Raw genomic sequence first — 24,785 nt, 5'->3', positions numbered from 1 at the left:
TTTCGTCGACTGAAGATAGCAGCTATCCGGGAGGATAGGCCCTAAATGTAAATCGGTTTTCGCACAACTCAAAGCCCGCAGGCGATGAGTGAAAAGCGAAACGGGCGGCTCTCGCCCCCCGTTATCTAAATTACTGCTTAGCGCGCTCTTCCAGCATCACGACCGCTGGCAGTTTTTTCCCTTCTACGAACTCAAGGAAAGCGCCGCCGCCGGTAGAGATGTAAGAGATTTGGTCAGCGATACCGAACAAGTCGATTGCTGCCAGAGTGTCACCACCGCCGGCGATAGAGAATGCTTCGCTCTCTGCGATGGCGCGAGCCACGATCTCGGTCCCTTTACGGAAGTTAGGGAACTCGAACACACCAACTGGGCCATTCCACAGAATGGTTTTGGCATTTTTCAAGATCTCAGCCAGACGTTCCGCAGATTCGTCGCCCAGATCCAGAATTTGCTCATCATCTTTGATTTGGTTAGCAGGTTTCAGTGTCGCAGCCGCAGTTTCAGAGAACTCGGTAGCAACACGAACATCGGTAGGAACTGGGATATCGCAAGTTTCCAGCAGACGTTTAGCTTCTGGAATCAGGTCTGCTTCATACAGAGATTTACCGACATTATTGCCTTGAGCGGCAACGAAGGTATTAGCGATACCGCCACCAACAATCAGTTGGTCTGCAATTTTAGACAACGCACCCAGCACGGTCAGTTTGGTGGAAACTTTAGAACCACCAACGATAGCCACCATTGGACGCGCTGGATTACCCAGTGCTTTACCCAAGGCTTCCAGCTCGGCTGACAACAGCGGGCCGGCACAGGCGATAGGGGCAAATTTACCGACACCGTGAGTAGAAGCTTGCGCACGGTGAGCGGTACCAAAAGCATCCATTACATACACATCACACAGTGCGGCATATTTCTTGGACAGCGTTTCGTCGTCTTTCTTTTCGCCTTTGTTAAAGCGAACGTTTTCCAAAACAACTAACTCGCCAGCTGCAATCTCAACGCCATCCAGATAATCTTTCGCCAGACGTACCGGAGCAGACAATTTGTCTTTCAGGTAGTTAACCACTGGCAGCAAGGAGAACTCTTCGTTGTACTCGCCTTCGGTCGGGCGACCCAGGTGAGAGGTAACCATTACTTTAGCGCCTTGCTTCAGTGCCATCTCAATTGTTGGCAGAGATGCACGGATACGCGCATCAGAAGTCACTTTGCCATCTTTTACCGGAACATTGAGATCCGCACGGATCAGCACACGCTTACCAGCCAGATCCAGATCGGTCATCTTAATTACAGACATGGTGAATCCTCTTGTTGATTCTCTTTAAAGTTGCATAAGCTGCACATCAACACTGAAACAACCGCAATAAACCACGGAAAAACAGTACGTTAACATGCCATACTAGAAACCACTTTTGGCCATCGCCAATGTCGTATCCAACATTCTATTGGCGAAACCCCATTCGTTATCGCACCATACCAACGTCTTAATCAGGTGCTGCCCACTGACCCGCGTCTGAGTACAATCGACAATCGCACTGTGCGGATCATGGTTAAAATCCGTCGACACCAATGGTAATTCCGTATAGTCAACTATACCACGAAATGAACCTCTTGCTGCCTTTTGCAAAAGCTGGTTAACCTCAACCACGCCAACCGGGCTTGTCACGCTAACACTTAAATCTATCGCTGTGACATTGATTGTAGGCACCCGTACCGAGATAGCTTCAAACCTGTCGCAAAACTTCGGAAAAATACGGGTAATCCCTGCCGCCAGTTTAGTATCAACCGGGATAATTGACTGACTTGCTGCTCGGGTACGACGTAAATCCTGATGATAAGCATCAATAACCGGCTGGTCATTCATTGATGAATGAATGGTGGTGACAGTGCCAGACTCGATGCCATAAGCCACATCCAACAACTGAATAATAGGAATAATACAGTTGGTGGTACAGGAAGCGTTGGAAACAATTCGATGCTCTGCCTGTAAATCCTGATGATTAACCCCATAAACCACCGTAGCATCTAAATCGTGGCCACCGGGATGGGCAAACAGTACCTTTTTAGCACCGGAGGCTAAATGCGCCTCGCCATCTGCACGGCTGCCATACACACCGCTACAATCCAGAACAACATCAATTCCTAACTCACCCCAGGGTAACTGCTCAACTTCTGGCTGATGTATCAGCCGGATAATATCGTCCCCGACGTATAATTTGTCACATTCCTGACGAACATCCCAAGCAAACCGCCCATGGCTGGAGTCATACTTCAACAAATGGGCCATCCCTTCTGCATTAGCTAACTCGTTAATCGCAACCACTGAAATTTCTGCCCGGCGACCTGATTCATACAATGCACGTAAAACACTACGGCCAATTCGGCCAAAGCCATTTATCGCTATGCGGATTGTCATGCTACTTCCTGTTTCTGGTTATTATCATGCAACCCCATAGCGTACTTCAGCGCACCCTAAGATGTTAATCGTCTTATCACAATTCAGCCAGAATACTCCCGGCATTTTCCTCAGAGAATTGAACTGAAGTAGAAATTGAATCATGACTGAAACGCTTCAGCCAGAATAAACCAAACTAATCATAAAGGGAATATTTGCCTGTTAAAGGGCACAATTCATCCATCAATTGGCGAAAAAAAAGACTGCCGAAGCAGTCTTTTAACAGGTGTATTACCGGGATTATCATCACCATTTACACCCGACTATCGCTTCTTACTTAAAGCCATAGCATGGGTTGGTAGCGTTGTAGTTTATTTCAACAACGCCTGAGCTTTCGCCACCACATTTTCTACGGTGAAACCAAACTCTTTGAACAGCAATTCCGCTGGAGCAGACTCACCGAAGGTAGTCATGCCCACAACAGCGCCATTCAGGCCAACATATTTGTACCAGTAATCGGCAATACCGGCTTCAACAGCAACACGAGCGCTAACGGCTGATGGCAATACAGATTCACGGTAAGCAGCATCTTGCTTGTCGAATGCATCAGTTGATGGCATGGACACAACACGCACTTTACGGCCAGCAGCTGTCAGTTGATCCGCAGCAGCTACTGCCAGTTCAACTTCAGAGCCAGTTGCAATAAAGATTAATTCTGGCTGACTAGCACAATCTTTCAGCACGTAAGCGCCTTTAGAAATGTTCGCTAACTGCTCAGCAGTACGTGGCTGTTGTGCCAGGTTCTGACGAGAGAAGATCAGTGCACTTGGGCCATCTTTACGTTCCAGTGCATACTGCCATGCTACTGCAGACTCAACCTGGTCACATGGGCGCCAAGTGCTCATGTTTGGCGTCACACGCAAGCTTGCCATCTGCTCAACGGGCTGATGGGTTGGGCCATCTTCGCCCAGACCGATAGAGTCATGGGTGTAAACAAAGATACTGCGGATTTTCATCAGTGCAGCCATGCGCACTGCGTTACGGGCATATTCCACAAACATCAGGAAGGTTGCGCCGTAAGGAATGAAACCGCCGTGCAGGGCAATGCCATTCATGATGGCAGACATACCAAACTCACGGACACCGTAGTGAATGTAGTTACCCGCCAGATCATCGCCTAATGACTTAGAGCCAGACCAGATAGTCAGATTACTCGGTGCCAAGTCAGCTGAGCCGCCCAGGAATTCAGGCAGTACCTTACCGAAAGCTTCCAGCGCATTTTGTGACGCTTTGCGGCTGGCAATCTTGGCAGGGTTTGCTTGCAATTCTTCGATGAATTTCTTGGATTCAGTCGCCCAATTAGCTGGCAGTTCACCGCTTACGCGACGTTTGAATTCAGCAGCCAGTTCTGGATACGCTTTAGCATAAGCGGCGAACTTCTCGTTCCAGGCCGCTTCTTTAGCCTGACCCGCTTCTTTGGCATCCCATGCAGCATAAATATCTTGTGGGATTTCAAATGCCGGGTATTTCCAGCCCAATGCTTCACGGGTTGCAGCAACTTCATCAGCACCTAGTGGTGCACCATGAGAGTCATGGGTACCGGCTTTTTTCGGTGAACCAAAACCGATAATGGTTTTGCACATCAGCAAAGATGGTTTGTCGGTAACTTTGTGGGCTTCTTCAATGGCAGCTTTGATGGAATCAGCGTTATGGCCATCAACACCACGAACCACATGCCAGCCGTAAGCTTCGAAACGGGCAGCAGTATCATCAGTGAACCAACCTTCAACATGACCGTCGATGGAGATACCGTTGTCATCATAGAAAGCGGTCAACTTACCCAACTTCATGGTACCCGCCAGAGAACAAACCTCGTGCGAGATACCTTCCATCATGCAACCGTCACCCATAAAGGCATAGGTATGGTGATCAACAATATCATGGCCTGAGCGGTTAAACTGCGCGGCCAGAGTGCGTTCTGCAATCGCAAAGCCCACGGCATTGGCGATACCCTGACCCAGCGGGCCAGTGGTTGTTTCTACGCCTGCGGTATAACCATATTCAGGGTGACCTGGCGTTTTAGAATGCAGTTGGCGGAAGTTTTTCAGTTCTTCCATTGGCAGATCATAGCCAGTAAGGTGCAGCAAGCTATAGATCAACATGGAGCCGTGACCATTCGACAAGACGAAACGGTCGCGATCAGCCCAGTGTGGATTGGTTGGATTATGGTTCAGGTAATCACGCCACAGAACTTCGGCAATATCTGCCATACCCATAGGGGCGCCGGGGTGGCCGGAATTCGCTTTTTGCACTGCGTCCATGCTTAGTGCGCGGATCGCGTTGGCAAGCTCTTTACGAGAGGACATGTTTTACTCCAGGTCGGATTAAAAAAGCGTTCAAGTTTACCATTTTCTCAGACTCAGCATTGAAACGGCAATCACTAAAACCAAATGAGCTATAACTTCCATATTAATGACTAATGGAATCTGCTGATTTTCAGAATAAAGCTATAGCGGTAACGTCCAAGGCACGTTAACCTCGCAACGTTTTTAGCCACACAATGAGCGAGTTAAACGCTCGATGGCCACAAGTGCTCGTTTTTGCAAACAGGGCCAGTACAAACCCTACTTTGCAATAACATTTTCAGGCAAGACCTATTGCCGACAGAGTAGAACAACCGCCGTCGTTTCAACAGCTATTAATGCAATAGATGGTGAGAATGTGAAAATGGTTATAAGCCGATAACCATGAATTGATAATCACAATTAATAAGTTGTCCTCATTTATAGAACTGACTCATCCAATGATAAAAATGGCATAACCACAGGAAAAAAGTGTTATGAAAATTCGTACCTCGATGATTGCACTGAGCCTTACGGCACTGCTTAGCGGCTGCCAAAATATGAATGCCGATGGCTTAATGCAGTCTGGTGCTCAGGCATTTCAAGCAGCAACCCTGAGTGATGCTGATGTAAAAAGCCTCAGTGAAAAATCTTGCGTGGAAATGGATCAGAAAGCCCAGGTAGCTTCCGCTGATAGCGCCTACGGTAAACGGCTGGCAAAAATCTCAACCGCATTAGGTGATAATATCAATGGCACGCCAGCCAACTATAAGGTTTACATCACGAAAGATGTTAATGCCTGGGCGATGGCAAATGGCTGTATTCGTGTATATAGCGGCCTAATGGATATGATGACAGACAATGAAGTGGAAGCGGTGCTCGGCCATGAGATGGGCCATGTCGCATTAGGGCATACCCGTAAAGCGATGCAAGTGGCTTATGGTACAACCGCCCTGCGCACTGCGGCTGCATCCGCGGGCGGCATTACTGGTCAGCTTTCTCAGTCCCAGTTGGCAGATATTGGCGAGAAACTGGTTAACGCCCAGTTCTCCCAGAAACAAGAAAGTGAAGCCGATGATTACTCCTTCGACTTACTGAAAAAACAGGGTATTGACCCACAAGGTTTAGTCACCAGCTTCGAAAAACTGGCAACCATGGACGCTGGTCGCACCAGCAGCATGTTTGATGATCATCCGTCCTCACAGGCCCGGGCTGACCATATCCGCCAGCGTATTGCTAGCGGCCAGTAAACTGAATCAGTATATATTGGCTGTGCCTGCTCCAACGCAGGCATTTTTTACTTCGGCCCTACTTTAGCTTTCAGTCAGATTGACCTGAATCTGCCCGGCATCAAGCCGTACTGGATAAGTTTGCAAATCGCGATCTCCCGGCTCCCGCAGGCATTTACCGGTTTTCACATCAAATACGGCACCGTGTAATAAACATTCAATGGTGCCTTCATCAAAAAAGCCCGGACTAAGCAATGCATTGGCGTGAGGACAAACATCGTCCATCGCGAAATATTCACTATCAATAACATAAATGCCAATACGCTTATCCCCTACACTCGCCGAAAAAGGCGAGTCTGGTTTAACGTACGATGCTTTGCATACGCTGACCCATCCCATAGAAGCACTCCCCACATGCAAACATGTCAAAGATCGAAATCACTACTATGAGTGTGCGTCATATTCAGTTAATCGCCAGCGGTGATATAAACAAAAAGGGCAAACCGAAGTTTGCCCTTTAATCGAAATTGAGTCAGACGCTAGTGGTTATTCATCTTCGAGATAAGTGTAGCCATACAAACCAGACTCAAACTCTTCCATAAACTGAGCTTGTAGCTCAGTATCCAGATCGGTTTCTTTCACTTGATCGTGGAACTGTTTCAGTAATTTCTCTGGATTCAACTGAACATATTCCAGCATATCTGCGACGGTATCGCCTTCGTCAGTTTGTTCAAATTCAACCGTGCCATCAGGGAAAACATACACATCAACAGCGGCGGTATCACCAAACAGGTTGTGCATATTGCCCAAAATTTCCTGATAGGCCCCAACCATAAAGAAGCCCAACAACGGTGGGTTCTCTGCATCATATGGCGGCATTGGCATGGTGGTTGCTACCCCATCACCATCAATATAATGGTCGATGGTGCCATCAGAATCACAAGTGATGTCCAACAAGACGGCACGACGCTCTGGTGGCTTATCTAGCCCTTCGAGTGGCAAGACCGGGAAGAGCTGGTCGATACCCCATGCATCCGGCATTGACTGGAACAGCGAGAAATTGACATACAGCTTATCAGCCATACGTTCTTGCAGCTCATCAATAATTGGCCGGTGTGCTCGGTTGCTCGGATCCAACTGCTTTTGGATCTCATTACAGATACTCAGGTATAGCTCTTCAGCCCAAGCGCGTTGTGTCAGTTCCAACATACCGTGAGCATACTGAGTATGGACATCGTGCAAATCCATCTGGCTATCGTGCAGCCATTCGCGTAGTGAGCGGCGATTTTCTGGCTCTTGCATTTCCAACCAGGTGTCCCACAAGCTTTCCAGTGCACGCGGCGCATCAGCAGCCGGTGGTTGTGGCTCGTTGAACTCATTGCGTTCTACGCCGATAACATTGGAAACCAGCACAGTGTGGTGTGCGGTGACGGCGCGGCCAGACTCGGTAATGACGGTTGGATGCGGCAAACCGTGTTCATTACAAGCATCACCGATCCCCCAGATAACGTTGTTGGCATATTCATTTAGGCCATAGTTAACTGAGCAATCTGATTGGGAGCGCGTCCCTTCGTAATCGACCCCTAGACCACCACCCACATCGAAACACTGAATATTGACACCCAGTTTGTGTAGTTCGACATAGAAACGGGCAGATTCGCGCACGCCGGTAGAGATATCACGGATATTAGAAAGTTGAGAACCCAAATGGAAATGCAATAATTGCAAGCTTTCCAAACTATTGGCTTCACGTAGCATGTCAACCAACTGCAATACCTGAGTCGCAGACAAGCCAAATTTAGATTTCTCGCCACCGCTGGCCTGCCATTTACCGGAACCTTGTGAGGCCAGACGTGCACGGACGCCCAAGCGTGGCACAACATTCAAGCGCTCGGCTTCTTCCAGTACCATTTTGATTTCTGACATCTTTTCGATAACCAGATAAACCTTATGGCCCAGTTTTTCGCCGATCAATGCCAGACGGATATATTCACGGTCTTTATAACCATTACAGACGATAACTGAGCGGGTCATACCGGCATGCGCCAGAACCGCCATCATTTCTGCTTTAGAACCCGCTTCCAGCCCCAAAGGCTCCCCGGAATTAACCAGAGACTCAATAACCCGGCGATGTTGGTTTACTTTAATCGGGTAAACCAAGAAATAATCGCCCTCATAACCAAACGACTCACGCGCACGTTTAAATGCACCATTAATTGAGCGCAGGCGATGCTGCAAGATTTGTGGAAAACAGAATAGTGCAGGCAAACGTTGCCCCTGCTCAAGCTGCATTCTTTTGACCAGTTGTGCCAGATCAACACGAGCCTCACGAACATCAGGATCCGGGCAGACACTGATATGACCCAGTTCATTGACGTCATAATAGTTGCCACCCCAGTAGGCGACGTTATACGTGCTCAGCATCTTGCTGGCATTACGATCATTCATGGCAACCTCCTGCATGGAGCGTAAAGAAACATGTGCGCCCGCAGCTGACGGACGGTCAATCAAGTTATCATCAGACATAATTCGCCTCTAATGCGATACTGACGATAAAGTCAGCCACTATCGCAGCTACAACCAGCAAGGACAACCCGCGTGAATGCCAACTTGGCAGGATATTACGCTAAAAAGCGCGACTCACGAGCGGTTTATCACTCAGCTATTCATTACCCAACAGGGTAAAACACGTTTAAATGAAGAATACGTTTGACTGTAAATACGTATTGAGATTTTGTGAATCGGATTAGCCGCAAAGTCGTCAGGCCAGTCAGATCCAGTGCTTCAGGCAGTGATTAACCCGCCCGCGAATCCTGAGTTGCACCCATGTGGGTATAACATCGGGTTGATGGCGTACAAGAAAGGAAGGTTGCAAGGGGAGATTGAACGTCAGAACGACGCAGCTGTTGATGTGCAGCAACCAGTAGACAACGGATCATTAATCCAACCACCTCCACGCAAGCCGTTCAAGATGAACGGACGAGACTTAATATAAATAGAAAATAGCTCATTTTGGTAACAGTTCGATGACGCTGCCATTTTAGTGCTCATCTGTAATGACGTCCCTTAAATATTGAGAGCTCATCACCAAGTACAAAACACTGAAAATCTAACAATGAGCTAATGTCATCTTCGGCCATCTTCATCATTGTGTATCAAACAAGCTGCGCGCGCAGTTTATACCTATAACGCGGGCAAAATGCAAAATGAAAATGGCCTGTAACTGTATCAAGCGGTAAATAAATCAAATGACAATCAAAGTGAGAAATATCTTGATGCAAAAAGGGCTGGCATTAATAGCAAGAGCTGACCTAAAATAGACGTCCAGATGTTAATACATCCATACACTTTAATTGCTAGAATGCCTATTGCGCTGTAAACACAACAGGCTTCTTGATAGATAGACTGCTAAAGGCTTTGCCTAAAGGGGCATTGTAAGGCACAACACAGCATGAAACTGGTTCAAATTTGGGTTTCTGTTGCCTGTCCTTAATGCTATGCAGTGACTTTTCACTTGTATTCAAGGTAAAGAAAATAATGGCTAAACACCTATTTACGTCAGAGTCGGTTTCTGAAGGGCATCCTGATAAAATTGCTGACCAGATTTCAGATGCGGTACTTGACGCAATTCTTGAACAAGACCCTAAAGCACGTGTTGCCTGCGAGACCTATGTCAAAACGGGTATGGTATTGGTTGGCGGTGAGGTAACCACTAACGCATGGGTTGATATCGAAGAGATCACCCGTCGTACTGTGCGCGAAATCGGTTATGTTAATTCTGAGATGGGTTTTGACGCTAATTCTTGTGCCGTCTTAAGTGCGATTGGCAAACAATCTCCTGATATCAACCAAGGTGTTGACCGCGCAGATCCACTGGAGCAAGGTGCGGGCGACCAAGGTTTGATGTTCGGCTATGCGACCAACGAAACCAGCGTATTGATGCCAGCGCCGATTACTTATGCTCACCGTTTGGTTGAGCGTCAGGCTGCTGTGCGTAAAAATGGTACCTTGCCATGGCTGCGCCCGGATGCAAAAAGCCAGGTCACGTTCCAGTATGACGATGGCAAAATTGTGGGTATTGATGCAGTAGTACTGTCAACTCAGCATTCAGAAGATATCAATCAGAAAGATTTACATGAAGCGGTGATGGAAGAAATCATCAAGCCGGTTCTGCCTGCCGAGTGGATTACGTCTGCCACTAAATACTTTATCAACCCGACTGGCCGTTTTGTTATCGGTGGTCCAATGGGTGACTGTGGTCTGACTGGTCGTAAAATTATCGTTGATACCTACGGCGGCATGGCGCGCCATGGTGGCGGCGCATTCTCTGGTAAAGATCCATCCAAAGTTGACCGTTCAGCGGCTTATGCAGCCCGTTATGTTGCTAAGAATATTGTGGCTGCTGGTTTGGCTGATCGTTGTGAGATTCAGGTCTCTTACGCCATTGGCGTGGCAGAACCGACCTCCATCATGGTAGAAGCATTCGGCACCGAGAAGATCCCTGCAGATCAACTGACTGCCTTGGTGCGTGAGTTCTTTGATTTGCGCCCATATGGCTTGATCAAAATGCTGGATCTGCTGCATCCGATCTATCGCGAAACCGCAGCTTATGGTCACTTTGGTCGTGAAAATTTCCCTTGGGAAAAAACCGACAAAGCCGCATTGTTGCGTGATGCGGCTGGCCTAAAATAAGTTTTAGCCACGAAATTCAAATAGCATAAACCCCGCACTGCGGGGTTTTTTTATCGCTAATATTCACTGCAACTGAACCTATTTATGGCGACGTTGACGCTCAATGGCACTGAATATGACCATTCCTGCCAGCATAGCGGCAACAAAAACGACACCCTTATACATCCCGGCCCCCAGTAATACCAAGGCAGGTCCAGGGCATATCCCCGCCAGCCCCCAGCCGATACCGAATAATAAGCTACCACCAATTAATCGCTTATCAATGTTTGCCGCAGTCGGTAATTGAATAGGTTGTCCAAGTAAACTGGTTTTACGCTTTTTGGCCCAAGTAAAGCCTATGGTGGCCACTACCACTGCCGCAACCATCACCAATGCCAACGATGGGTCCCACGCCCCACGAATATCGAGAAAGCCAAGCACCTTAGCTGGATTAGCCATGCCCGCAATAATCAAACCTAGCCCAAAAATCAGCCCAGCCATCAATGAGAAAAGTAAATTCATATTCCCTTCCTAAGTTAGTCTATTGGCTAAGCAAATAGATGGCGAACCAGCCATACAGTGACAAAACCGGTGAACATAAAACTGAGCGTCGCGACCAGTGAGCGCGGTGAAAAGCGCGCCAGCCCACAGACACCATGGCCACTGGTGCAGCCGGCGCCATAGCGCGTTCCAATGCCCACCAGTAATCCTGCCAATATCAACATGGGAAAATCGGCATCAATCTGGATAACCGGCAGCGCAGCAAAGAGTGAATAAATCAGAGGCGAAATAATCAAGCCAATGATGAAAGCCGCACGCCAAGTATTATCCCCTCCGCGTTTTGGCGGTAACAATCCTCCCAAGATGCCACTAATACCCGCAATACGGCCATTCCAGAGCCATAAAATGACCACAGCAACACCCAATATTGCCCCACCCGCTAACGCGCTATAAGGGGTAAAGTTAGCCCAATCGATAGTCATGCACCCTCCTTCTCTTGTGGGCAGTAAAGTCGATAAAGGATTTCTAACAGAGCCAATACTTTACTGTCGGCGATTGAATAAAATATTCGTTTTCCCTCTCGGCGAGTGTTCACCAATCCATCACTGCGTAACACACTAAGCTGCTGCGAGAGTGTTGGCTGATGAATACCTAATGCGGCCTCCAACTCGCCAACCGCTTTTTCTCCCTGACTCAATTGGCATAACAAGAGCAATCGATCTTCATTTGCCAATATCCGCAGTACGTCACAAGCTTGCCCCGCCGCCTGCCTCATTAAATCTATGCTGAACTTTTTATCGTCATTCATTTGGTTCTCTGATATTCAATTTCATTATATATTTTTATATTATATCTTTTTACATAATGATCCACTAAAAATAGTCCGGTCTACCGGCTTGCATCTGGGTATCTGCCGTTTTATTCTTCCGCAATATGAGTTCATTAAGAATCCCCATCGCGTTACAGCAAGCGGTTATGCGCTGTCTGCGCCATAAATTGCAGCTGGCGAATCAGCATCTTGGTACCGACTATCCGGAGCCGAAAATCAACTATCATCAACGTGGTACCAGCGCGGGCAGTGCCTATCTGCAATCCTTCGAGATTCGCCTCAATCCCGTGTTATTACTAGAGAATCAGCAGCCTTTTATTGATGAAGTGGTGCCCCATGAACTGGCACATTTGCTAGTTTATCGCCAGTTTGGTCGTGTTGCCCCCCATGGTAGAGAGTGGCGTTGGATGATGGAGCACGTGCTGCAAGTTCCGGCGAGCCGTACGCATCAATTTGAAGTGACTTCAGTACGCAGTAAGACTTTCAATTATCAATGTAAATGCCAGCAGCACGCTTTAACCATTCGTCGCCACAATAAAGTGCAGCGCGGCGAGAGCGAATATCGCTGCCGACAATGTGGCGAAAAGCTGCAATTTATTGCTTTATAAAACTGTTAGTAATTATCGTTACTTGTTATAAAACAGCACGTTAACTTGATATCCATAATCATTATCTATAACCTGCCTGCTTTTCATCACTAGGCTGTTTTGAGATATGTTACGCAATCTTCTGTTCTTGCTGGTTTTATCCCCCCTACTGCTGGCGTTACCTGGCTACAGCCAAAGTATTAATAACTTTTCCCAAGCCAAAGCAGTCGCTGTAAAAATTAACCAAGATGCGCCCGGTAGCTTTTATTGTGGTTGCAAGATTGACTGGCAAGGTAAAAAAGGAATTCCGAACCTGGAAAGTTGCGGTTATCAAGCGAGAAAAAATGCCCTGCGCGCAGCACGTATTGAATGGGAGCATGTGGTTCCGGCCTGGCAATTTGGTCACCAACGTCAATGCTGGCAGCAAGGTGGCCGCAAGAATTGCACTAAAGATCCCGTCTATCGCCAGATAGAAACTGATTTGCATAATCTGCAACCGGCTATTGGTGAAGTTAATGGTGACCGTAATAACTTCATGTATTCCCAATGGAATGGTGGCAACGGCCAATATGGTCAGTGTGAGATGAAGGTCGACTTCAAAAACAAACTGGCAGAACCACCAGCTCGTGCGCGTGGAGCGATAGCTCGCACCTATTTCTATATGCGCGATCAATATCAATTGCGGCTTTCCAGCCAGCAAAGCAAACTGTTTGAAGTATGGAATCGCCAGTTTCCTGTCACTCAATGGGAGTGCCAACGTGATGAGCGAGTGGCAAAAGTACAAGGGAATCATAACCCTTATGTACAACAGGCTTGCCAGCAGCAAAAAGGCTAATCTAGTATACTGGTCAATATTTTCGTTTCGGGACGTAACTCATGCGCATACCCCGCATTTATCATCCGCAGCCTTTGCAGGCCAATACCGAACTGACGCTGAGCGACGAAGCGGCCAATCACGTGGGCCGCGTACTGCGTATGGGCGAAGGGCAAAGTCTGCAATTATTTGATGGCAGTAATCAGGTTTTCGCGGCTGAAATCATTCGGGTCGATAAAAAAAACCTGACAGTCCGGCTGGCTGAAGGACAACCAGAAGATCGCGAATCTCCCTTGAATCTGCATTTAGGCCAGGTGATTTCCCGTGGGGAAAAAATGGAGTTTACCGTTCAAAAGTCTATTGAACTGGGTGTCAACGTGATTACCCCGCTGTTCTCTGAGCGCTGTGGCGTTAAGCTGGATGGCGAACGTCTGGCGAAAAAAATTCAGCAGTGGCAGAAGATTGCCATCGCCGCCTGTGAGCAATGTGGACGCAATACTGTGCCAGAAATTCGGGAAGCCATGCAGCTTTCTGACTGGTGTGCGGAACAAGATGACAGTCTGAAACTGAACCTGCACCCACGTGCTAGCAACAGTATTAATACCCTTCCCGCATCACTCAATAAAGTACGTTTGCTGATTGGCCCGGAAGGCGGCCTTTCTGCCGATGAAATTGCCATGACCTCGCGCCTTGGATTTACTGATATCCTGCTAGGTCCGCGCGTTCTGCGTACCGAAACTACAGCCCTTACCGCAATCACTGCTTTGCAGGTGCGATTTGGCGATCTGGGATAAATTTCGTTCCCATTAGGAGAAAAGAATGATCAAGCTCGGCATCGTAATGGACCCAATCTCGTCCATTAATATCAAGAAAGACTCCAGCTTCGCTATGCTGTTGGAAGCACAGCGCCGTGGTTGGGAACTGCACTATATGGAGATGGGGGACCTCTATCTGCGTGGTGGCGATGGTCGCGCCCGAACCCGCCTACTGAGTGTGAAACAAGACAAAGAGAGCTGGTTCAGTTTTGGTGCTGAGCAAGATTTGCCACTGCATGACCTTGATGTCATTTTGATGCGCAAAGATCCCCCGTTTGATACTGAATTCATCTATGCCACTTATATTCTGGAACGTGCGGAAGATAAAGGTACGCTGGTGGTGAATAAACCACAGAGTCTGCGCGACTGTAACGAGAAGCTATTTACCGCATGGTTCTCAGATCTGACGCCAGATACACTGGTGAGCCGCAGTAAAGAGCATATCCGCAAATTCCATCAGGAACATGGCGACATCATCCTTAAACCTTTGGATGGTATGGGTGGTACGTCGATATTCCGCGTGAAGCAAGATGACCCTAATCTATCCGTTATCATTGAGACCCTGACCGAACTGGGTAGCCGCTTCTGCATGGCACAGAACTTCCTGCCCGCCATTAAAGAGGGCGATAAACGCGTGTTGGTGGTTGATGGTGAGCCAGTGCCTTACTGCCTGGCTCGTATCCCGGCTCAAGGTGAAACCCGTGGTAATCTGGCTGCTGGTGGCCGCGGTGAAGCTCGTCCACTCAGTGAAAGTGACTGGAAAATTGCCCGTGCCGTCGCTCCCGTGCTAAAGCAAAAAGGCCTGATTTTTGTTGGGTTGGATATTATTGGCGATCGCTTAACTGAAATTAACGTCACCAGCCCAACGTGCATACGCGAGATTGAAGCCGCCTTCCCGGATGTTTCTATTACCGGCATGCTAATGGATGCTATTGAAGTTCGTTTGGCTAACGAAAAAGCGTAATACAATCCCCAAAGAAATTGAAGTTGTAGAAAAATCCCGATGAACTGACTTCGGTAAGTGATTCGGGTTCTTCCCCCTTCCTCTGTAATTTGAAGCATAGCAAGCATCGAAATATCGGCATAAAGCTGAATTTTCTTTCTAGGAAATATTCTAGATTCAATTAAGAAAAAACACCCTACTTATATTTTCATTGAAATATTCAATATAAAAAAAGACAAATTGACCATTATTATTTCTAGGAAATATTCTCGGTTTCATTAAGAAAAATGACCGAGCCAACGATAAAACCTCAAAGATTATATTTTAAATATCATTTTTAATGTTCTTTTAATTTTATATAGCGGTAAAACTAAAATGAAAAGGACACTTTTCTCCTTCAAAGCCAACAACACACTCACCCGCAGACAAACAAGAAAAATAAACACATAAAAACAACAAATTAAGAAAATACATCACGAATAATCATGACGTTATTAAACAGAATTAATCCTTAAAAAAAATATTAAAAAAATATTAAATACAAAAACCATAATTTGTAGCACGTTATCGACGTGTTGAGAGGGGTGTTTTTAACCGATATCTTTGCTGCATCGATTGTTAAGCAATCCTCCCTATTATATTCGATACTTTTAAATCAGGATTAAACGAAACCATGAAAAAGCAAACTGTATTGCGTACCCGTGCATTACCATTATCACTTATTGTCTCTTATTTAGTTTCCGGTAATGCTTTTGCCACTGCAGATATACCTATAGCTAATAACGGTAATGTTAATATCGTAACCATAGCAGAACAGGACCTTGCAGAATCCATGGTTAATATCACCAAAGAAGTGGAAACAGCGAAGAAACAAGCTCAATCAGCAATCAAGAAATTTGCAGGTATAAAGGCAAAGGCTGATGGCCTGGATGTGGAGATAAAGGAGAAGCAACAACAACTAGACAAAGCCAGTCAGTTAGAAAATGAGGCAAATGCCCAATTAGCTCATCACTTGGCATCATTAACCGACATTAATAGTCGCATTTCGGCCTTAAACGAAAAAAAATCAGCCACAGAGCAAGCGATAACTTCAGCTCAACGGGCTAAAAACAGCGCGGATAGCCAACTCCATATCGCGGGAATGCCTTTGGATGCGAGTACGAAGGCGAAAGCAGCAACAGACGGCAAATTACAAAAAGTTGAAGAGACCCTAAGTACAAAAACTGCCGAGATGGCACAGCTACAGTTAGCTTTACAACATGCGGAAAATACTCGCCAGCAAGCAGAAATTGATCAAGCGGATTATCTGGCAAAATTAAAAGCCACAACTGATAGCGCTGAAAAAGAGTCATATCGAACACAAATGATGCAAGCAGTTGATACATCCAGTAAAGCAAAAGCAACGATAACAAAGACAAACCGGCTGATGGGAAAGGCACAGGAAGAGATTGATGCTGCCGCAGCGGATAAAAAGTTACATAGCAATGCAATTATCAAGCACAGCTCAACCATTGAACAAGCCCAAAAAGAGATCGCATTAGCGCAGTTGGCTCAAAAAGAAGCCCAAGCCTTGCTGGAAGAGTCAAGCAAACAACTCATTACACTTGAAGAAGAGAAGAGCAATAAATTACAGCACAGAGAGACAATCAATGCCGATTATAAAGCCACAAGTAACAAAGTGGTTGATAGTGTAGCTGAGCGCAGCAAAGCGGAAAGCGCATTCAAAGTAGCAGAGAGCGAAAAAAATAATTATGCGCAAACATTCGTTGATGCTCAAGCAGCAAGAAACGCCGCATTAAAGGTGCAACGCGATCTGGAGAAAGCAATCGGCAGCATGGTTGCTACAGAGCAAGATGAAATCGATTTATCCGCCGCGAAGAATGAAGCTTTAACCGTCGCTAAAGATGCTAGCACGCTGGGTGCTCAAATTAACGGCGGCACCCAAAAGGTGCTAGCCGGTGGTGCAGCCAAAGGCAGTGTTATCACTGACGACGGTAAAGTGGAACTGGAAGCTGATTCTCTGGCGGAAAATACCCTGGTTGAAAATGGCACCCTGACGAATGACTCTGGTACTGATATCGGCACTATCGTCATGGCTGACGGCACATATATTCTGGCCGGAACCGCCATCTCTGAAAATGCTGTGATTAATGGTAATGAAGTCACCCTGTATAGTGGTGATTACACCATCGACCCTTACACTCTGAATCCAGGGGTGCTGATCACTGACCAGGCCAAGACCACGGATATGACGCTTAATACCCGTGCGATGGCGATGCTTAATAGTAAAAATGCTAAAATGAGCAACACTCAGGTATCAGGCATGCTATATAACGAAGCCGGTATCGACACGGGAACAAATGTTCTTGCAGGCGGTACTCTTATCGTCAATGGCAATGATGCTCTCTCCGTTAATGCCAATATTGGCCAAAACGGTGAGGCCGTAGTGGTGAATGGTGGTACTGCCAGCAACATGCTTAGCGCCGGTAAAATCATTGCTGCTGATGGCGGTGTTATTAACTCGCTAACTATGCACGGCGGCTCCTTTGATTTACTGAACGGTGCTCAGGCCAGTAACTTAAAAGCAACCCGTGGCATGGTTAAAGCTTTCGGCACGTTAAATAATGTAGAACTGCATGAATCCGCACTGAACATCGCGAACACTGCGATGGTATCTGGTGTGTTGAACGCTGACAAAAACAGTATTATCAATATGGTTTCCGGGGCGAATACCGCCAATACCGACCTGATTCTAGCCGGGCAGATGACATTCTTTGCCGCTGAACAGGAAGAAGCCACGGGACTGCGCACTAAACGCAGTACCGCCCGTGCAGCAGCAGTTCCACAAGGGACGCAACATAGTTTTAAGTCAGTCGTACTGGATGGCGGGACTGTCGATTTAACCCAGACGGCCAACAATACCCAACTGCAAATGGGCACACTGAGCGGCAAAGGTAACTTTAAACTGAACACCCTGAACAATGCCACCGGCGCACCTATTAAGGTAACAGGTAAAGCTGACGGCAGCTTCGATATTGAAATTCAGGACAGTGGCACCACACCAACTAACCTGAACGTAGTCCAAACAGGTCTTGGCAGCAGCGCCAGTTTTAAGCTAAATCGCGCCACCAGCCAAGGTAACTATCAATATAACCTGGTGGATAACGGTAACGGCACCTTCAAATTAGTGGCTAATACTAGCAAACTGGCACCAAGCACCGCGGGTGTTCTGGCGGTGGCGAACACCAGCCCGGTCATTTTTAATGCCGAGCTAAGTTCAGTGAATAACCGTTTAGACCGACTGACCACCTTCTCTCATGAAGATGGCATTTGGCTGACTTACCTGAACAATAACTTTAAGGTTAATGGCACTGCGACCAACTTCGACCAGACCTTAAACGGCGTGACATTAGGAGCGGATAAAACCGCCGAGATGGATAATGGAGCATTAACTTTTGGTGGATTTTTTAGTCACAGCAATTCATCAATTAAAACGGATTATCAAAGCTCTGGCAAAGTGGATAGCTATTCCTTAGGCGCTTATGCCCTTTATCAGCACCGTAACGGTTATTTCGTTAATGGCGTGCTGAAAGGTAACCAGTTCAGCCAAGATGTCAATGTAGCCATGCAAGGTACTGATAACGCCAAAGGAACATCAAAATTTGCCGGTTTAGGTCTGGCTGTAAAAGCAGGTAAAAATATTGAGCGCGGTGCATTAACCGTGACGCCTTACGCGGGTATCAGTGGATTCAATGGTTTTAAAGATGACTATAAGTTATCCAACGGAATGCAGGCACAAAGTAAAAGCAACCGTTCAGTTATCGGCACTATTGGGGTGAATACCGGTTACCAAATCAATCTAAAAAATGGTGCTATTATCAAGCCTTACACTACTGTGTCGGTAGAACAGGAATGGGTTAAAGGTAACAAGATGGTGATTAACAACGAGCAGTTTGGTAATGATCTGTCCGGTACTCGCGCCAATGTAGGACTAGGGATGAATGCCCAGGTGAGCAAGAATGTTTCAGTGACTTCTGAAGTGAAATTCGCCAAAGGCAAGAATATCTCTTCTCCAGTGACCATGAATGTCGGTATCAGTTACAGCTTCTAAGCTTACCCAGCAATAAAAGCGGGAGTGGCGTTTCTCTGAGCGCTCCCCCCGTGACTTTATCCTCATTTATCCGCATACTGGCATCAGTTCATTCCTTAACTCAGCGAATCCCCTATATAATATAATGAATTTACAGCATCATTTTCTTATAGCTATGCCTTCACTGCAGGACCCTCAATTTATGCGCTCGGTTATCTATATCTGTGAGCATAACGAAGAGGGTGCGATGGGTTTGGTGATTAACAAACCAATGGAACAGTTCACCGTAGAGACGGTGCTGAAAAAGCTGAAAATTAACCCATCACCACGAGACCCGGCAATTCGACTGGATAAACCGGTATTGGCAGGTGGCCCACTGGCAGAGGATCGCGGGTTTATCCTGCACTCGCCACGGGAAGGTTTCGGCTCCAGTATTCCTATTTCATCAGACACCATGATAACCACCTCCAAAGATGTGTTGGAGACGTTAGGAACACCGGAACAGCCTAAGAATCTGCTGGTAGCACTTGGTTATGCTGGTTGGCAACATGGGCAGTTAGAACAAGAATTACTGGATAACGCTTGGTTAACCATTGAGGCAGATACCCAAATTCTGTTTCACACACCTATTGCCGAACGTTGGCAAGCCGCAGCCAATAAATTGGGCATCAATATCTTTAACATTGCTCCGCAAGCAGGACACGCCTGATGGCTAATCGCACGATTGTTGCCTTTGATTTTGGGACTAAAAGTATCGGTGTGGCCATTGGTCAGGAAGTGACTGGCACGGCCAGAGCGCTGACATCATTTAAAGCTCAAGATGGCACTCCGGATTGGCAAAAGGTCGAAAAACTGCTGAAAGAGTGGCAACCGGATTTAGTCGTTGTCGGGCTACCTTTGAATATGGATGGCACCGAGCAGCCGTTAACTGCGCGCGCTCGTCGATTTGCTAACCGCCTGCATGGCCGGTTTGGTGTACAGATAGCCTTACAGGATGAACGTCTCAGCACTGTTGAAGCGCGCGCCAATTTGTTCGACAGTGGAGGGTATCGTGCTTTGGACAAAGGCAGTGTCGATGCAGCTTCCGCCGTTATCATTCTGGAAAGTTGGTTTGATGAACAGGCAGGTTGATAGAGGTTAATTGATATTATTACCTGCCCTTTTCCACTTTCTATTTCTGCGGTCTGAACCGACAATCCCTGCATAGCATGGCACCCAAGCCCGTGGAATTGTATACTAGGTTTATATCTTTCGTACTTGAAGCTGTGGGGGTTGTTAGCTTCCTGCATTTACCTGAAAAGCGCATCAGGATTATGAGCCTTATAAGACCAGCGCAAGCGCTGTTCAAATCAGTTTACAACCCATTTGTCGTTTGTTTGCCGCCTACCCGCAACACCAAGTTCTGTAGGTAAATGCCAATCAGCGGCTCAAAATATTGCGCACCCCACGTGGGTGTTTTTTACATTTATTGAGGTTTTCTCATGACAAAAGTAACTGTTGCTGCGACTCAAATGGCCTGTTCCTGGGACCTGCCTAAGAACATTGAAAATGCCGAGAAACTGGTACGTCAGGCGCATGCCAAAGGCGCACAGATAATCTTGATTCAGGAGCTGTTTGCCGCACCTTATTTCTGTATTGATCAAAGCCCGGAACATTATGCACTGGCCCAAGAGCTGGATAATAGCCCGTTGATCCAACACTTTTCCAAGCTGGCAGCAGAGCTGGAAGTGGTACTGCCACTGAGTTTCTTTGAGAAAGCCAACAATGCTTATTATAACTCGTTGGTGATGATTGATGCCGATGGTTCAGTGATGGATGTCTACCGTAAAACTCACATTCCTAATGGCCCAGCTTATCAAGAAAAACAATTCTTTATCCCAGGTGATACCGGTTTTAAAGTTTGGCAGACTCGCTACGCTAAAGTAGGTGTGGGCATCTGTTGGGATCAGTGGTTCCCAGAAACAGCTCGTAGCCTGGCCCTCCTTGGTGCGGAGGTTATCTTCTACCCCACGGCTATTGGCTCTGAACCAGCCTATCCTGACATCGACAGCCAACCGCACTGGACTCGCGTTCAGCAAGGCCACGCTGCGGCAAATCTGGTGCCAGTGATTGCCTCTAACCGCATTGGTACCGAGAAGAGCAAATTTATCGATGGTCTGGAAATGACCTTCTATGGATCTTCCTTTATTGCTGATCAAACCGGTGCTCTGTTGGCTCAGGCCAACAAAACTGATGAAACTGTCTTGGTGCACGAATTTGATTTGCAGGAAATCGCTGCACAGCGTGCTTCATGGGGCTTATTCCGCGACCGCCGCCCAGAAATGTATCAAGCATTAGCTACTTCTGACGGCAAGACCCGGAGATAATTTATGTCGGCACAAGACAAGGTTTTACAAGGTTCACCGGCACTGTCTGGTACACCACTGCAGGATGGTTTCTTTATGCCGGCCGAATGGGCCAAGCAGGATGCCGTCTGGATGCTGTGGCCATATCGCCAGGATAACTGGCGCGGTAAAGGGATCCCTGCACAGCAGACATTTGCCAAAGTTGCAGAGGCCATCAGCCGCACTACGCCGGTGTTTATGGGCGTGCCAGCCGAATTTATGACACAGGCAAAAGCCACTCTACCGGCCAATGTCACACTGGTGGAAATGGCCAGTGATGATGCCTGGATGCGCGATACCGGCCCAACCATGGTCATCAACAAGGCAGGTGAACGCCGCGCTGTTGACTGGCAATTTAATGCCTGGGGCGGCCTTAACGGCGGTTTATACAGTGACTGGCAGCAAGACGAGAAAGTTGCGGTTCACGTCAGTGACTTCCTGAATAATGCCCATTACAGCGCGCCACTGGTGCTGGAAGGAGGTTCCATTCATACCGATGGTGAAGGTACCTTACTCACCACTGCTGAATGTTTGCTCAATCCCAACCGCAACCCACATTTGAATCAAGCACAAATTGAACAGTTGCTGCGTGAATACCTTGGCGTCACACATTTTATCTGGCTACAAGATGGTGTTTATAACGATGAGACGGATGGTCACATCGATAATATGTGCTGCTTTGTACGCCCAGGTGAAGTGGCATTGCATTGGACTGATGATCAGCAAGATCCGCAATACGCACGTTCTATGGCGGCTTTTGAAGTGCTATCCAATGCCGTCGATGCCAAAGGCCGCCAGCTGAAAATCTGGAAGCTACCTGCACCAGGCCCGCTGTATAACACCGAAGCAGAGACCTTCGATGTGTTATCCAGCGATGCTGTGCCCCGTACCGCCGGTGAGCGGCTGGCTGGGTCTTATGTCAACTTTCTGATCAGCAATCAGCAGATTATTTACCCACTGCTCGATAGCCGTACTGATGGGCTGGCACAAGATCTGTTACAGCAGATGTTCCCTGACTATGCGATTGTCGGTGTTCCTGCCCGTGAGATCCTGTTGGGGGGCGGTAATATTCACTGCATTACTCAGCAGATCCCTGCCCTTCGACCTTGAAGTCACAACGGTGTTAGCGGCGCTCACTTACCTGTGTAAGCTCATCGAGATGAGTTCGCTGGCTGCCTTGCTGTGACTCCAATGATTTTGGGCAACCTGTTTTTTGTACTTGAGGCCGCGACTCTGTTAGCGGCTTTTTCTATTCAGCACCGCTAGCGCAAGCAGGATGAAAGTTAGCTTCCGGCGGATTGTCCGCCCCAATTACCCATCTGTTGTCCCATGTCCAGTAGCAAATACTCCTTGCTGTTGCCGCTGTGCCATGCCCTGCTCAAAAGTTTGCATCCCCCATTGCCCACCAGTTTGTATCACGGTAGGTAATTGATAGGTTTTACCTTCACGAATCAAATGACTGGACGCAGTGGTTTGTGTGAGTATTTCAAATACTGCAATACGGCCACCCTCTGCTTTAGTACACAGTTTTTGTGCAATTACCCCACGCAAGCTGGCAGCCAATTGCGCCTGAATCACCATTTTCTCGGCTGCTGGAAATACATCAACCAGCCGATCTATGGCCTGAGTTGCCGTGCGAGTATGTAGTGTCGCTAAGACCAGGTGCCCAGTTTCAGCAGCTGTCAGGGCCAGTCGAATAGTCTCCTGATCCCTTAGTTCTCCCAGCAAAATGATGTCTGGATCTTGTCGCAATGCCCCACGCAAGGCACTGCTAAAAGAGTCGGTATGGCGACCGAGCTCCCGCTGTTGGATCAAACTAGATCTGCTGCTATGAATAAACTCGATCGGATCTTCTAATGTGAGGATGTGGCGCGCTTGTTTCTGATTGATAGCATTTATCATCGCACTTAAGGTGGTGGATTTACCGCAGCCTGTCGCACCCGTCACCAAAATTAGCCCATTCTCTTGCTCAATAAGCTGATGAATAATGGGCGGAACATCCAACTCATCCAGCAATGGACAAGTAGCTGAAATAATACGAAAAGCCATCGATAACCCTTGCTGTTGCTGAAAAACATTCGCCCGTAGCCGCTGCCCCGCAAGAGTGGTACCCGCACAATCAACCTGCCCTATATTCCGTAATCGATTTTGTTGCACCTCACTTAACAAATGTCGACTTAGCCCATGGAGCCAAGCGGCACTGACTCGTGGCCAATGGTTGAAGGTTTTCAATTCTCCCTCAATACGTAATACCGGGTGATAACCGGTACAAAGATGCAGATCCGATGCATTATGATTTACACTAGCTGCCACCTTATTTTCGAAATCCTGTTCAGTGAAGTTATCATCGACATGTTCAGGGTTTTCTAAATCAATGCTTTTAGCGAAAATATCGCTAAATACAGGGTTAGCCGAGTCGGTATTTTTGTCATTCAGACAGGTGAAATCCATATCAAACTCCTGGGTCCATATGAGCACAATTGAGCAAAATCTACAGGATGTCAGAACGCAAATCGCAACCGCTGCACACAATTGCGCACGTTCTCCAGAAGAAGTGACATTGCTTGCAGTCAGTAAAACCAAACCTGTGACCGCTATAGAAGAAGCCATCGCTGCCGGGCAATTCGCCTTTGGTGAAAACTATGTGCAGGAAGGGGTGGATAAAATCCACTATTTTGCTGATACCCCCCATGCAACCAAGCTTGAGTGGCACTTTATTGGCCCACTACAGTCCAATAAAAGCAGATTAGTGGCAGAAAATTTTGCCTGGTGTCATACCGTCGACAGACTCAAAATTGCCCAACGTTTGAGTGCTCAACGCCCAAACAATATGCCCGCGCTGAACGTACTGATTCAAGTCAATATCTGTGATGAGCAAAGTAAATCAGGTATTGCTTTAGCGGAGTTGCCCGCACTCGCAGCCAGTATTAGTCAATTACCTCACCTGCATTTACGCGGGCTAATGGCTATTCCTGCGCCAGAAACAGATTATCAGCGGCAACTGGCAGTATTTGAGCAAATGAATCAGGCTTTCTTGACTTTAAAAGCCTGCTACCCTCAGATGGATACGCTTTCCATGGGTATGACGGATGATATGGCAGCAGCCATTGCTGCCGGCAGTACATTAGTGCGTATTGGTACCGCTATTTTCGGCTCCCGCGCGTAAACATCCAATGTAATTTGAGCCG

The 24,785-nt window shown here is 47.3% G+C and carries 22 protein-coding genes; 12 read left to right on the top strand and 10 right to left on the bottom strand.

Annotation, left to right across the window (positions count from 1 at the left end; all coding sequences use genetic code 11):
* Window positions 1-130: 130 nt before the first annotated feature.
* The 3 genes from pgk to tkt form a co-directional block, all read right to left on the bottom strand.
* Complete coding sequence (gene pgk / locus DJ58_RS13010; RefSeq protein ID WP_032910289.1) at window positions 131-1,294, bottom strand: phosphoglycerate kinase; 1,164 nt, start codon at window positions 1,292-1,294, stop codon at window positions 131-133.
* Between the two features lie 102 nt (window positions 1,295-1,396).
* Window positions 1,397-2,413, bottom strand: coding sequence for an erythrose-4-phosphate dehydrogenase (gene epd, locus DJ58_RS13015; RefSeq protein ID WP_004706823.1), 1,017 nt, complete (start codon window positions 2,411-2,413; stop codon window positions 1,397-1,399).
* A gap of 350 nt (window positions 2,414-2,763) precedes the next feature.
* Window positions 2,764-4,758 carry a transketolase gene (tkt, locus tag DJ58_RS13020; RefSeq protein ID WP_032910290.1) on the bottom strand — a complete coding sequence of 665 codons (1,995 nt, stop codon included), beginning with the start codon at window positions 4,756-4,758 and terminating at the stop codon, window positions 2,764-2,766.
* Window positions 4,759-5,231: 473 nt separating this feature from the next.
* On the opposite strand from tkt, the gene loiP reads away from it, so the two are divergent.
* Complete coding sequence (gene loiP / locus DJ58_RS13025) at window positions 5,232-5,984, top strand: metalloprotease LoiP (RefSeq protein WP_004706825.1); 753 nt, start codon at window positions 5,232-5,234, stop codon at window positions 5,982-5,984.
* Between the two features lie 63 nt (window positions 5,985-6,047).
* On the opposite strand, the gene DJ58_RS13030 is transcribed toward loiP, so the two are convergent.
* From DJ58_RS13030 to DJ58_RS24125, 3 genes are all read right to left on the bottom strand, one after another.
* Entirely contained in the window at window positions 6,048-6,362 is a 315-nt protein-coding gene (locus DJ58_RS13030) for a non-heme iron oxygenase ferredoxin subunit (protein ID WP_032910291.1), read from the bottom strand.
* A gap of 147 nt (window positions 6,363-6,509) precedes the next feature.
* Window positions 6,510-8,489 (bottom strand): biosynthetic arginine decarboxylase, encoded by a 1,980-nt coding sequence (speA, locus tag DJ58_RS13035; protein WP_004706827.1) that lies wholly within the window; start codon window positions 8,487-8,489, stop codon window positions 6,510-6,512.
* A 269-nt stretch (window positions 8,490-8,758) separates the two neighbouring features.
* Window positions 8,759-8,902, bottom strand: coding sequence for a hypothetical protein (locus DJ58_RS24125; RefSeq protein ID WP_155409025.1), 144 nt, complete (start codon window positions 8,900-8,902; stop codon window positions 8,759-8,761).
* A 598-nt stretch (window positions 8,903-9,500) separates the two neighbouring features.
* Between DJ58_RS24125 and metK the strand changes: the two genes are divergently transcribed.
* Complete coding sequence (gene metK / locus DJ58_RS13040) at window positions 9,501-10,655, top strand: methionine adenosyltransferase (protein ID WP_004706828.1); 1,155 nt, start codon at window positions 9,501-9,503, stop codon at window positions 10,653-10,655.
* Window positions 10,656-10,733: 78 nt separating this feature from the next.
* Here metK and DJ58_RS13045 read toward each other — a convergent pair whose 3' ends face one another.
* Genes DJ58_RS13045 through DJ58_RS13055 form a run of 3 tightly spaced genes read right to left on the bottom strand, consistent with a single transcriptional unit; the run spans window position 10,734 to window position 11,943 of the window.
* Window positions 10,734-11,156 carry a DUF6691 family protein gene (locus tag DJ58_RS13045; RefSeq protein ID WP_004706829.1) on the bottom strand — a complete coding sequence of 141 codons (423 nt, stop codon included), beginning with the start codon at window positions 11,154-11,156 and terminating at the stop codon, window positions 10,734-10,736.
* Window positions 11,157-11,182: 26 nt separating this feature from the next.
* Window positions 11,183-11,617, bottom strand: a complete 435-nt coding sequence (locus tag DJ58_RS13050; protein ID WP_032910292.1) for a YeeE/YedE family protein — start codon at window positions 11,615-11,617, stop codon at window positions 11,183-11,185.
* Window positions 11,614-11,943: an ArsR/SmtB family transcription factor gene (locus tag DJ58_RS13055; protein ID WP_004706831.1), complete on the bottom strand. Its 330-nt coding sequence runs from the start codon at window positions 11,941-11,943 to the stop codon at window positions 11,614-11,616. The genes DJ58_RS13050 and DJ58_RS13055 overlap by 4 nt, the downstream gene beginning before the upstream one ends.
* A gap of 125 nt (window positions 11,944-12,068) precedes the next feature.
* On the opposite strand from DJ58_RS13055, the gene DJ58_RS13060 reads away from it, so the two are divergent.
* The 9 genes from DJ58_RS13060 to aguA all read left to right on the top strand — a co-directional run bounded on the left by DJ58_RS13060 (window position 12,069) and on the right by aguA (window position 22,707).
* Window positions 12,069-12,572 (top strand): SprT family zinc-dependent metalloprotease, encoded by a 504-nt coding sequence (locus tag DJ58_RS13060; RefSeq protein ID WP_004706832.1) that lies wholly within the window; start codon window positions 12,069-12,071, stop codon window positions 12,570-12,572.
* 106 nt (window positions 12,573-12,678) lie between these two features.
* A complete protein-coding gene (endA, locus tag DJ58_RS13065; RefSeq protein ID WP_004706833.1) occupies window positions 12,679-13,386 on the top strand; it encodes a deoxyribonuclease I in 708 nt (235 codons plus the stop codon).
* A 41-nt stretch (window positions 13,387-13,427) separates the two neighbouring features.
* Window positions 13,428-14,159 carry a 16S rRNA (uracil(1498)-N(3))-methyltransferase gene (rsmE, locus tag DJ58_RS13070; RefSeq protein ID WP_004706834.1) on the top strand — a complete coding sequence of 244 codons (732 nt, stop codon included), beginning with the start codon at window positions 13,428-13,430 and terminating at the stop codon, window positions 14,157-14,159.
* Between the two features lie 25 nt (window positions 14,160-14,184).
* On the top strand, window positions 14,185-15,144 hold the full coding sequence (gene gshB, locus DJ58_RS13075; RefSeq protein WP_032910294.1) for a glutathione synthase: 960 nt from the start codon (window positions 14,185-14,187) through the stop codon (window positions 15,142-15,144).
* A 652-nt stretch (window positions 15,145-15,796) separates the two neighbouring features.
* Window positions 15,797-19,234, top strand: coding sequence for an autotransporter outer membrane beta-barrel domain-containing protein (locus tag DJ58_RS13080; protein WP_004706837.1), 3,438 nt, complete (start codon window positions 15,797-15,799; stop codon window positions 19,232-19,234).
* A gap of 124 nt (window positions 19,235-19,358) precedes the next feature.
* Window positions 19,359-19,922 (top strand): YqgE/AlgH family protein, encoded by a 564-nt coding sequence (locus DJ58_RS13085; RefSeq protein WP_004706838.1) that lies wholly within the window; start codon window positions 19,359-19,361, stop codon window positions 19,920-19,922.
* On the top strand, window positions 19,922-20,344 hold the full coding sequence (gene ruvX / locus DJ58_RS13090) for a Holliday junction resolvase RuvX (RefSeq protein ID WP_005157116.1): 423 nt from the start codon (window positions 19,922-19,924) through the stop codon (window positions 20,342-20,344). The genes DJ58_RS13085 and ruvX overlap by 1 nt, the downstream gene beginning before the upstream one ends.
* Before the next feature lie 350 nt (window positions 20,345-20,694).
* Window positions 20,695-21,579, top strand: a complete 885-nt coding sequence (gene aguB / locus DJ58_RS13095; protein ID WP_004706839.1) for an N-carbamoylputrescine amidase — start codon at window positions 20,695-20,697, stop codon at window positions 21,577-21,579.
* A 3-nt stretch (window positions 21,580-21,582) separates the two neighbouring features.
* Window positions 21,583-22,707 carry an agmatine deiminase gene (gene aguA, locus DJ58_RS13100; protein WP_004706840.1) on the top strand — a complete coding sequence of 375 codons (1,125 nt, stop codon included), beginning with the start codon at window positions 21,583-21,585 and terminating at the stop codon, window positions 22,705-22,707.
* A gap of 201 nt (window positions 22,708-22,908) precedes the next feature.
* On the opposite strand, the gene DJ58_RS13105 is transcribed toward aguA, so the two are convergent.
* Window positions 22,909-24,048: a type IV pilus twitching motility protein PilT gene (locus DJ58_RS13105; RefSeq protein WP_004706841.1), complete on the bottom strand. Its 1,140-nt coding sequence runs from the start codon at window positions 24,046-24,048 to the stop codon at window positions 22,909-22,911.
* Between the two features lie 19 nt (window positions 24,049-24,067).
* On the opposite strand from DJ58_RS13105, the gene DJ58_RS13110 reads away from it, so the two are divergent.
* The gene (locus DJ58_RS13110) at window positions 24,068-24,763 is read left to right on the top strand and encodes a YggS family pyridoxal phosphate-dependent enzyme (RefSeq protein WP_032910295.1); all 696 of its coding nucleotides are present in this window, start codon (window positions 24,068-24,070) and stop codon (window positions 24,761-24,763) included.
* The last annotated feature ends 22 nt before the right edge of the window (window positions 24,764-24,785 follow it).

This window comes from Yersinia frederiksenii ATCC 33641 (assembly GCF_000754805.1).
Classification (GTDB): domain Bacteria; phylum Pseudomonadota; class Gammaproteobacteria; order Enterobacterales; family Enterobacteriaceae; genus Yersinia; species Yersinia frederiksenii.
The sequence above is the reverse complement of the archived record's forward strand: the minus strand, read 5'-3'. Positions and strand labels throughout refer to the sequence as shown.

What these genes read in the sequence shown, in the direction of transcription:
- pgk (WP_032910289.1), bottom strand. Translation starts at nt 1,294, where the DNA reads ATGTCTGTAATTAAGATGACCGATCTGGATCTGGCTGGTAAGCGTGTG.
- epd (WP_004706823.1), bottom strand. Translation starts at nt 2,413, where the DNA reads ATGACAATCCGCATAGCGATAAATGGCTTTGGCCGAATTGGCCGTAGT.
- tkt (WP_032910290.1), bottom strand. Translation starts at nt 4,758, where the DNA reads ATGTCCTCTCGTAAAGAGCTTGCCAACGCGATCCGCGCACTAAGCATG.
- loiP (WP_004706825.1), top strand. Translation starts at nt 5,232, where the DNA reads ATGAAAATTCGTACCTCGATGATTGCACTGAGCCTTACGGCACTGCTT.
- DJ58_RS13030 (WP_032910291.1), bottom strand. Translation starts at nt 6,362, where the DNA reads ATGGGATGGGTCAGCGTATGCAAAGCATCGTACGTTAAACCAGACTCG.
- speA (WP_004706827.1), bottom strand. Translation starts at nt 8,489, where the DNA reads ATGTCTGATGATAACTTGATTGACCGTCCGTCAGCTGCGGGCGCACAT.
- DJ58_RS24125 (WP_155409025.1), bottom strand. Translation starts at nt 8,902, where the DNA reads ATGATCCGTTGTCTACTGGTTGCTGCACATCAACAGCTGCGTCGTTCT.
- metK (WP_004706828.1), top strand. Translation starts at nt 9,501, where the DNA reads ATGGCTAAACACCTATTTACGTCAGAGTCGGTTTCTGAAGGGCATCCT.
- DJ58_RS13045 (WP_004706829.1), bottom strand. Translation starts at nt 11,156, where the DNA reads ATGAATTTACTTTTCTCATTGATGGCTGGGCTGATTTTTGGGCTAGGT.
- DJ58_RS13050 (WP_032910292.1), bottom strand. Translation starts at nt 11,617, where the DNA reads ATGACTATCGATTGGGCTAACTTTACCCCTTATAGCGCGTTAGCGGGT.
- DJ58_RS13055 (WP_004706831.1), bottom strand. Translation starts at nt 11,943, where the DNA reads ATGAATGACGATAAAAAGTTCAGCATAGATTTAATGAGGCAGGCGGCG.
- DJ58_RS13060 (WP_004706832.1), top strand. Translation starts at nt 12,069, where the DNA reads ATGAGTTCATTAAGAATCCCCATCGCGTTACAGCAAGCGGTTATGCGC.
- endA (WP_004706833.1), top strand. Translation starts at nt 12,679, where the DNA reads ATGTTACGCAATCTTCTGTTCTTGCTGGTTTTATCCCCCCTACTGCTG.
- rsmE (WP_004706834.1), top strand. Translation starts at nt 13,428, where the DNA reads ATGCGCATACCCCGCATTTATCATCCGCAGCCTTTGCAGGCCAATACC.
- gshB (WP_032910294.1), top strand. Translation starts at nt 14,185, where the DNA reads ATGATCAAGCTCGGCATCGTAATGGACCCAATCTCGTCCATTAATATC.
- DJ58_RS13080 (WP_004706837.1), top strand. Translation starts at nt 15,797, where the DNA reads ATGAAAAAGCAAACTGTATTGCGTACCCGTGCATTACCATTATCACTT.
- DJ58_RS13085 (WP_004706838.1), top strand. Translation starts at nt 19,359, where the DNA reads ATGAATTTACAGCATCATTTTCTTATAGCTATGCCTTCACTGCAGGAC.
- ruvX (WP_005157116.1), top strand. Translation starts at nt 19,922, where the DNA reads ATGGCTAATCGCACGATTGTTGCCTTTGATTTTGGGACTAAAAGTATC.
- aguB (WP_004706839.1), top strand. Translation starts at nt 20,695, where the DNA reads ATGACAAAAGTAACTGTTGCTGCGACTCAAATGGCCTGTTCCTGGGAC.
- aguA (WP_004706840.1), top strand. Translation starts at nt 21,583, where the DNA reads ATGTCGGCACAAGACAAGGTTTTACAAGGTTCACCGGCACTGTCTGGT.
- DJ58_RS13105 (WP_004706841.1), bottom strand. Translation starts at nt 24,048, where the DNA reads ATGGATTTCACCTGTCTGAATGACAAAAATACCGACTCGGCTAACCCT.
- DJ58_RS13110 (WP_032910295.1), top strand. Translation starts at nt 24,068, where the DNA reads ATGAGCACAATTGAGCAAAATCTACAGGATGTCAGAACGCAAATCGCA.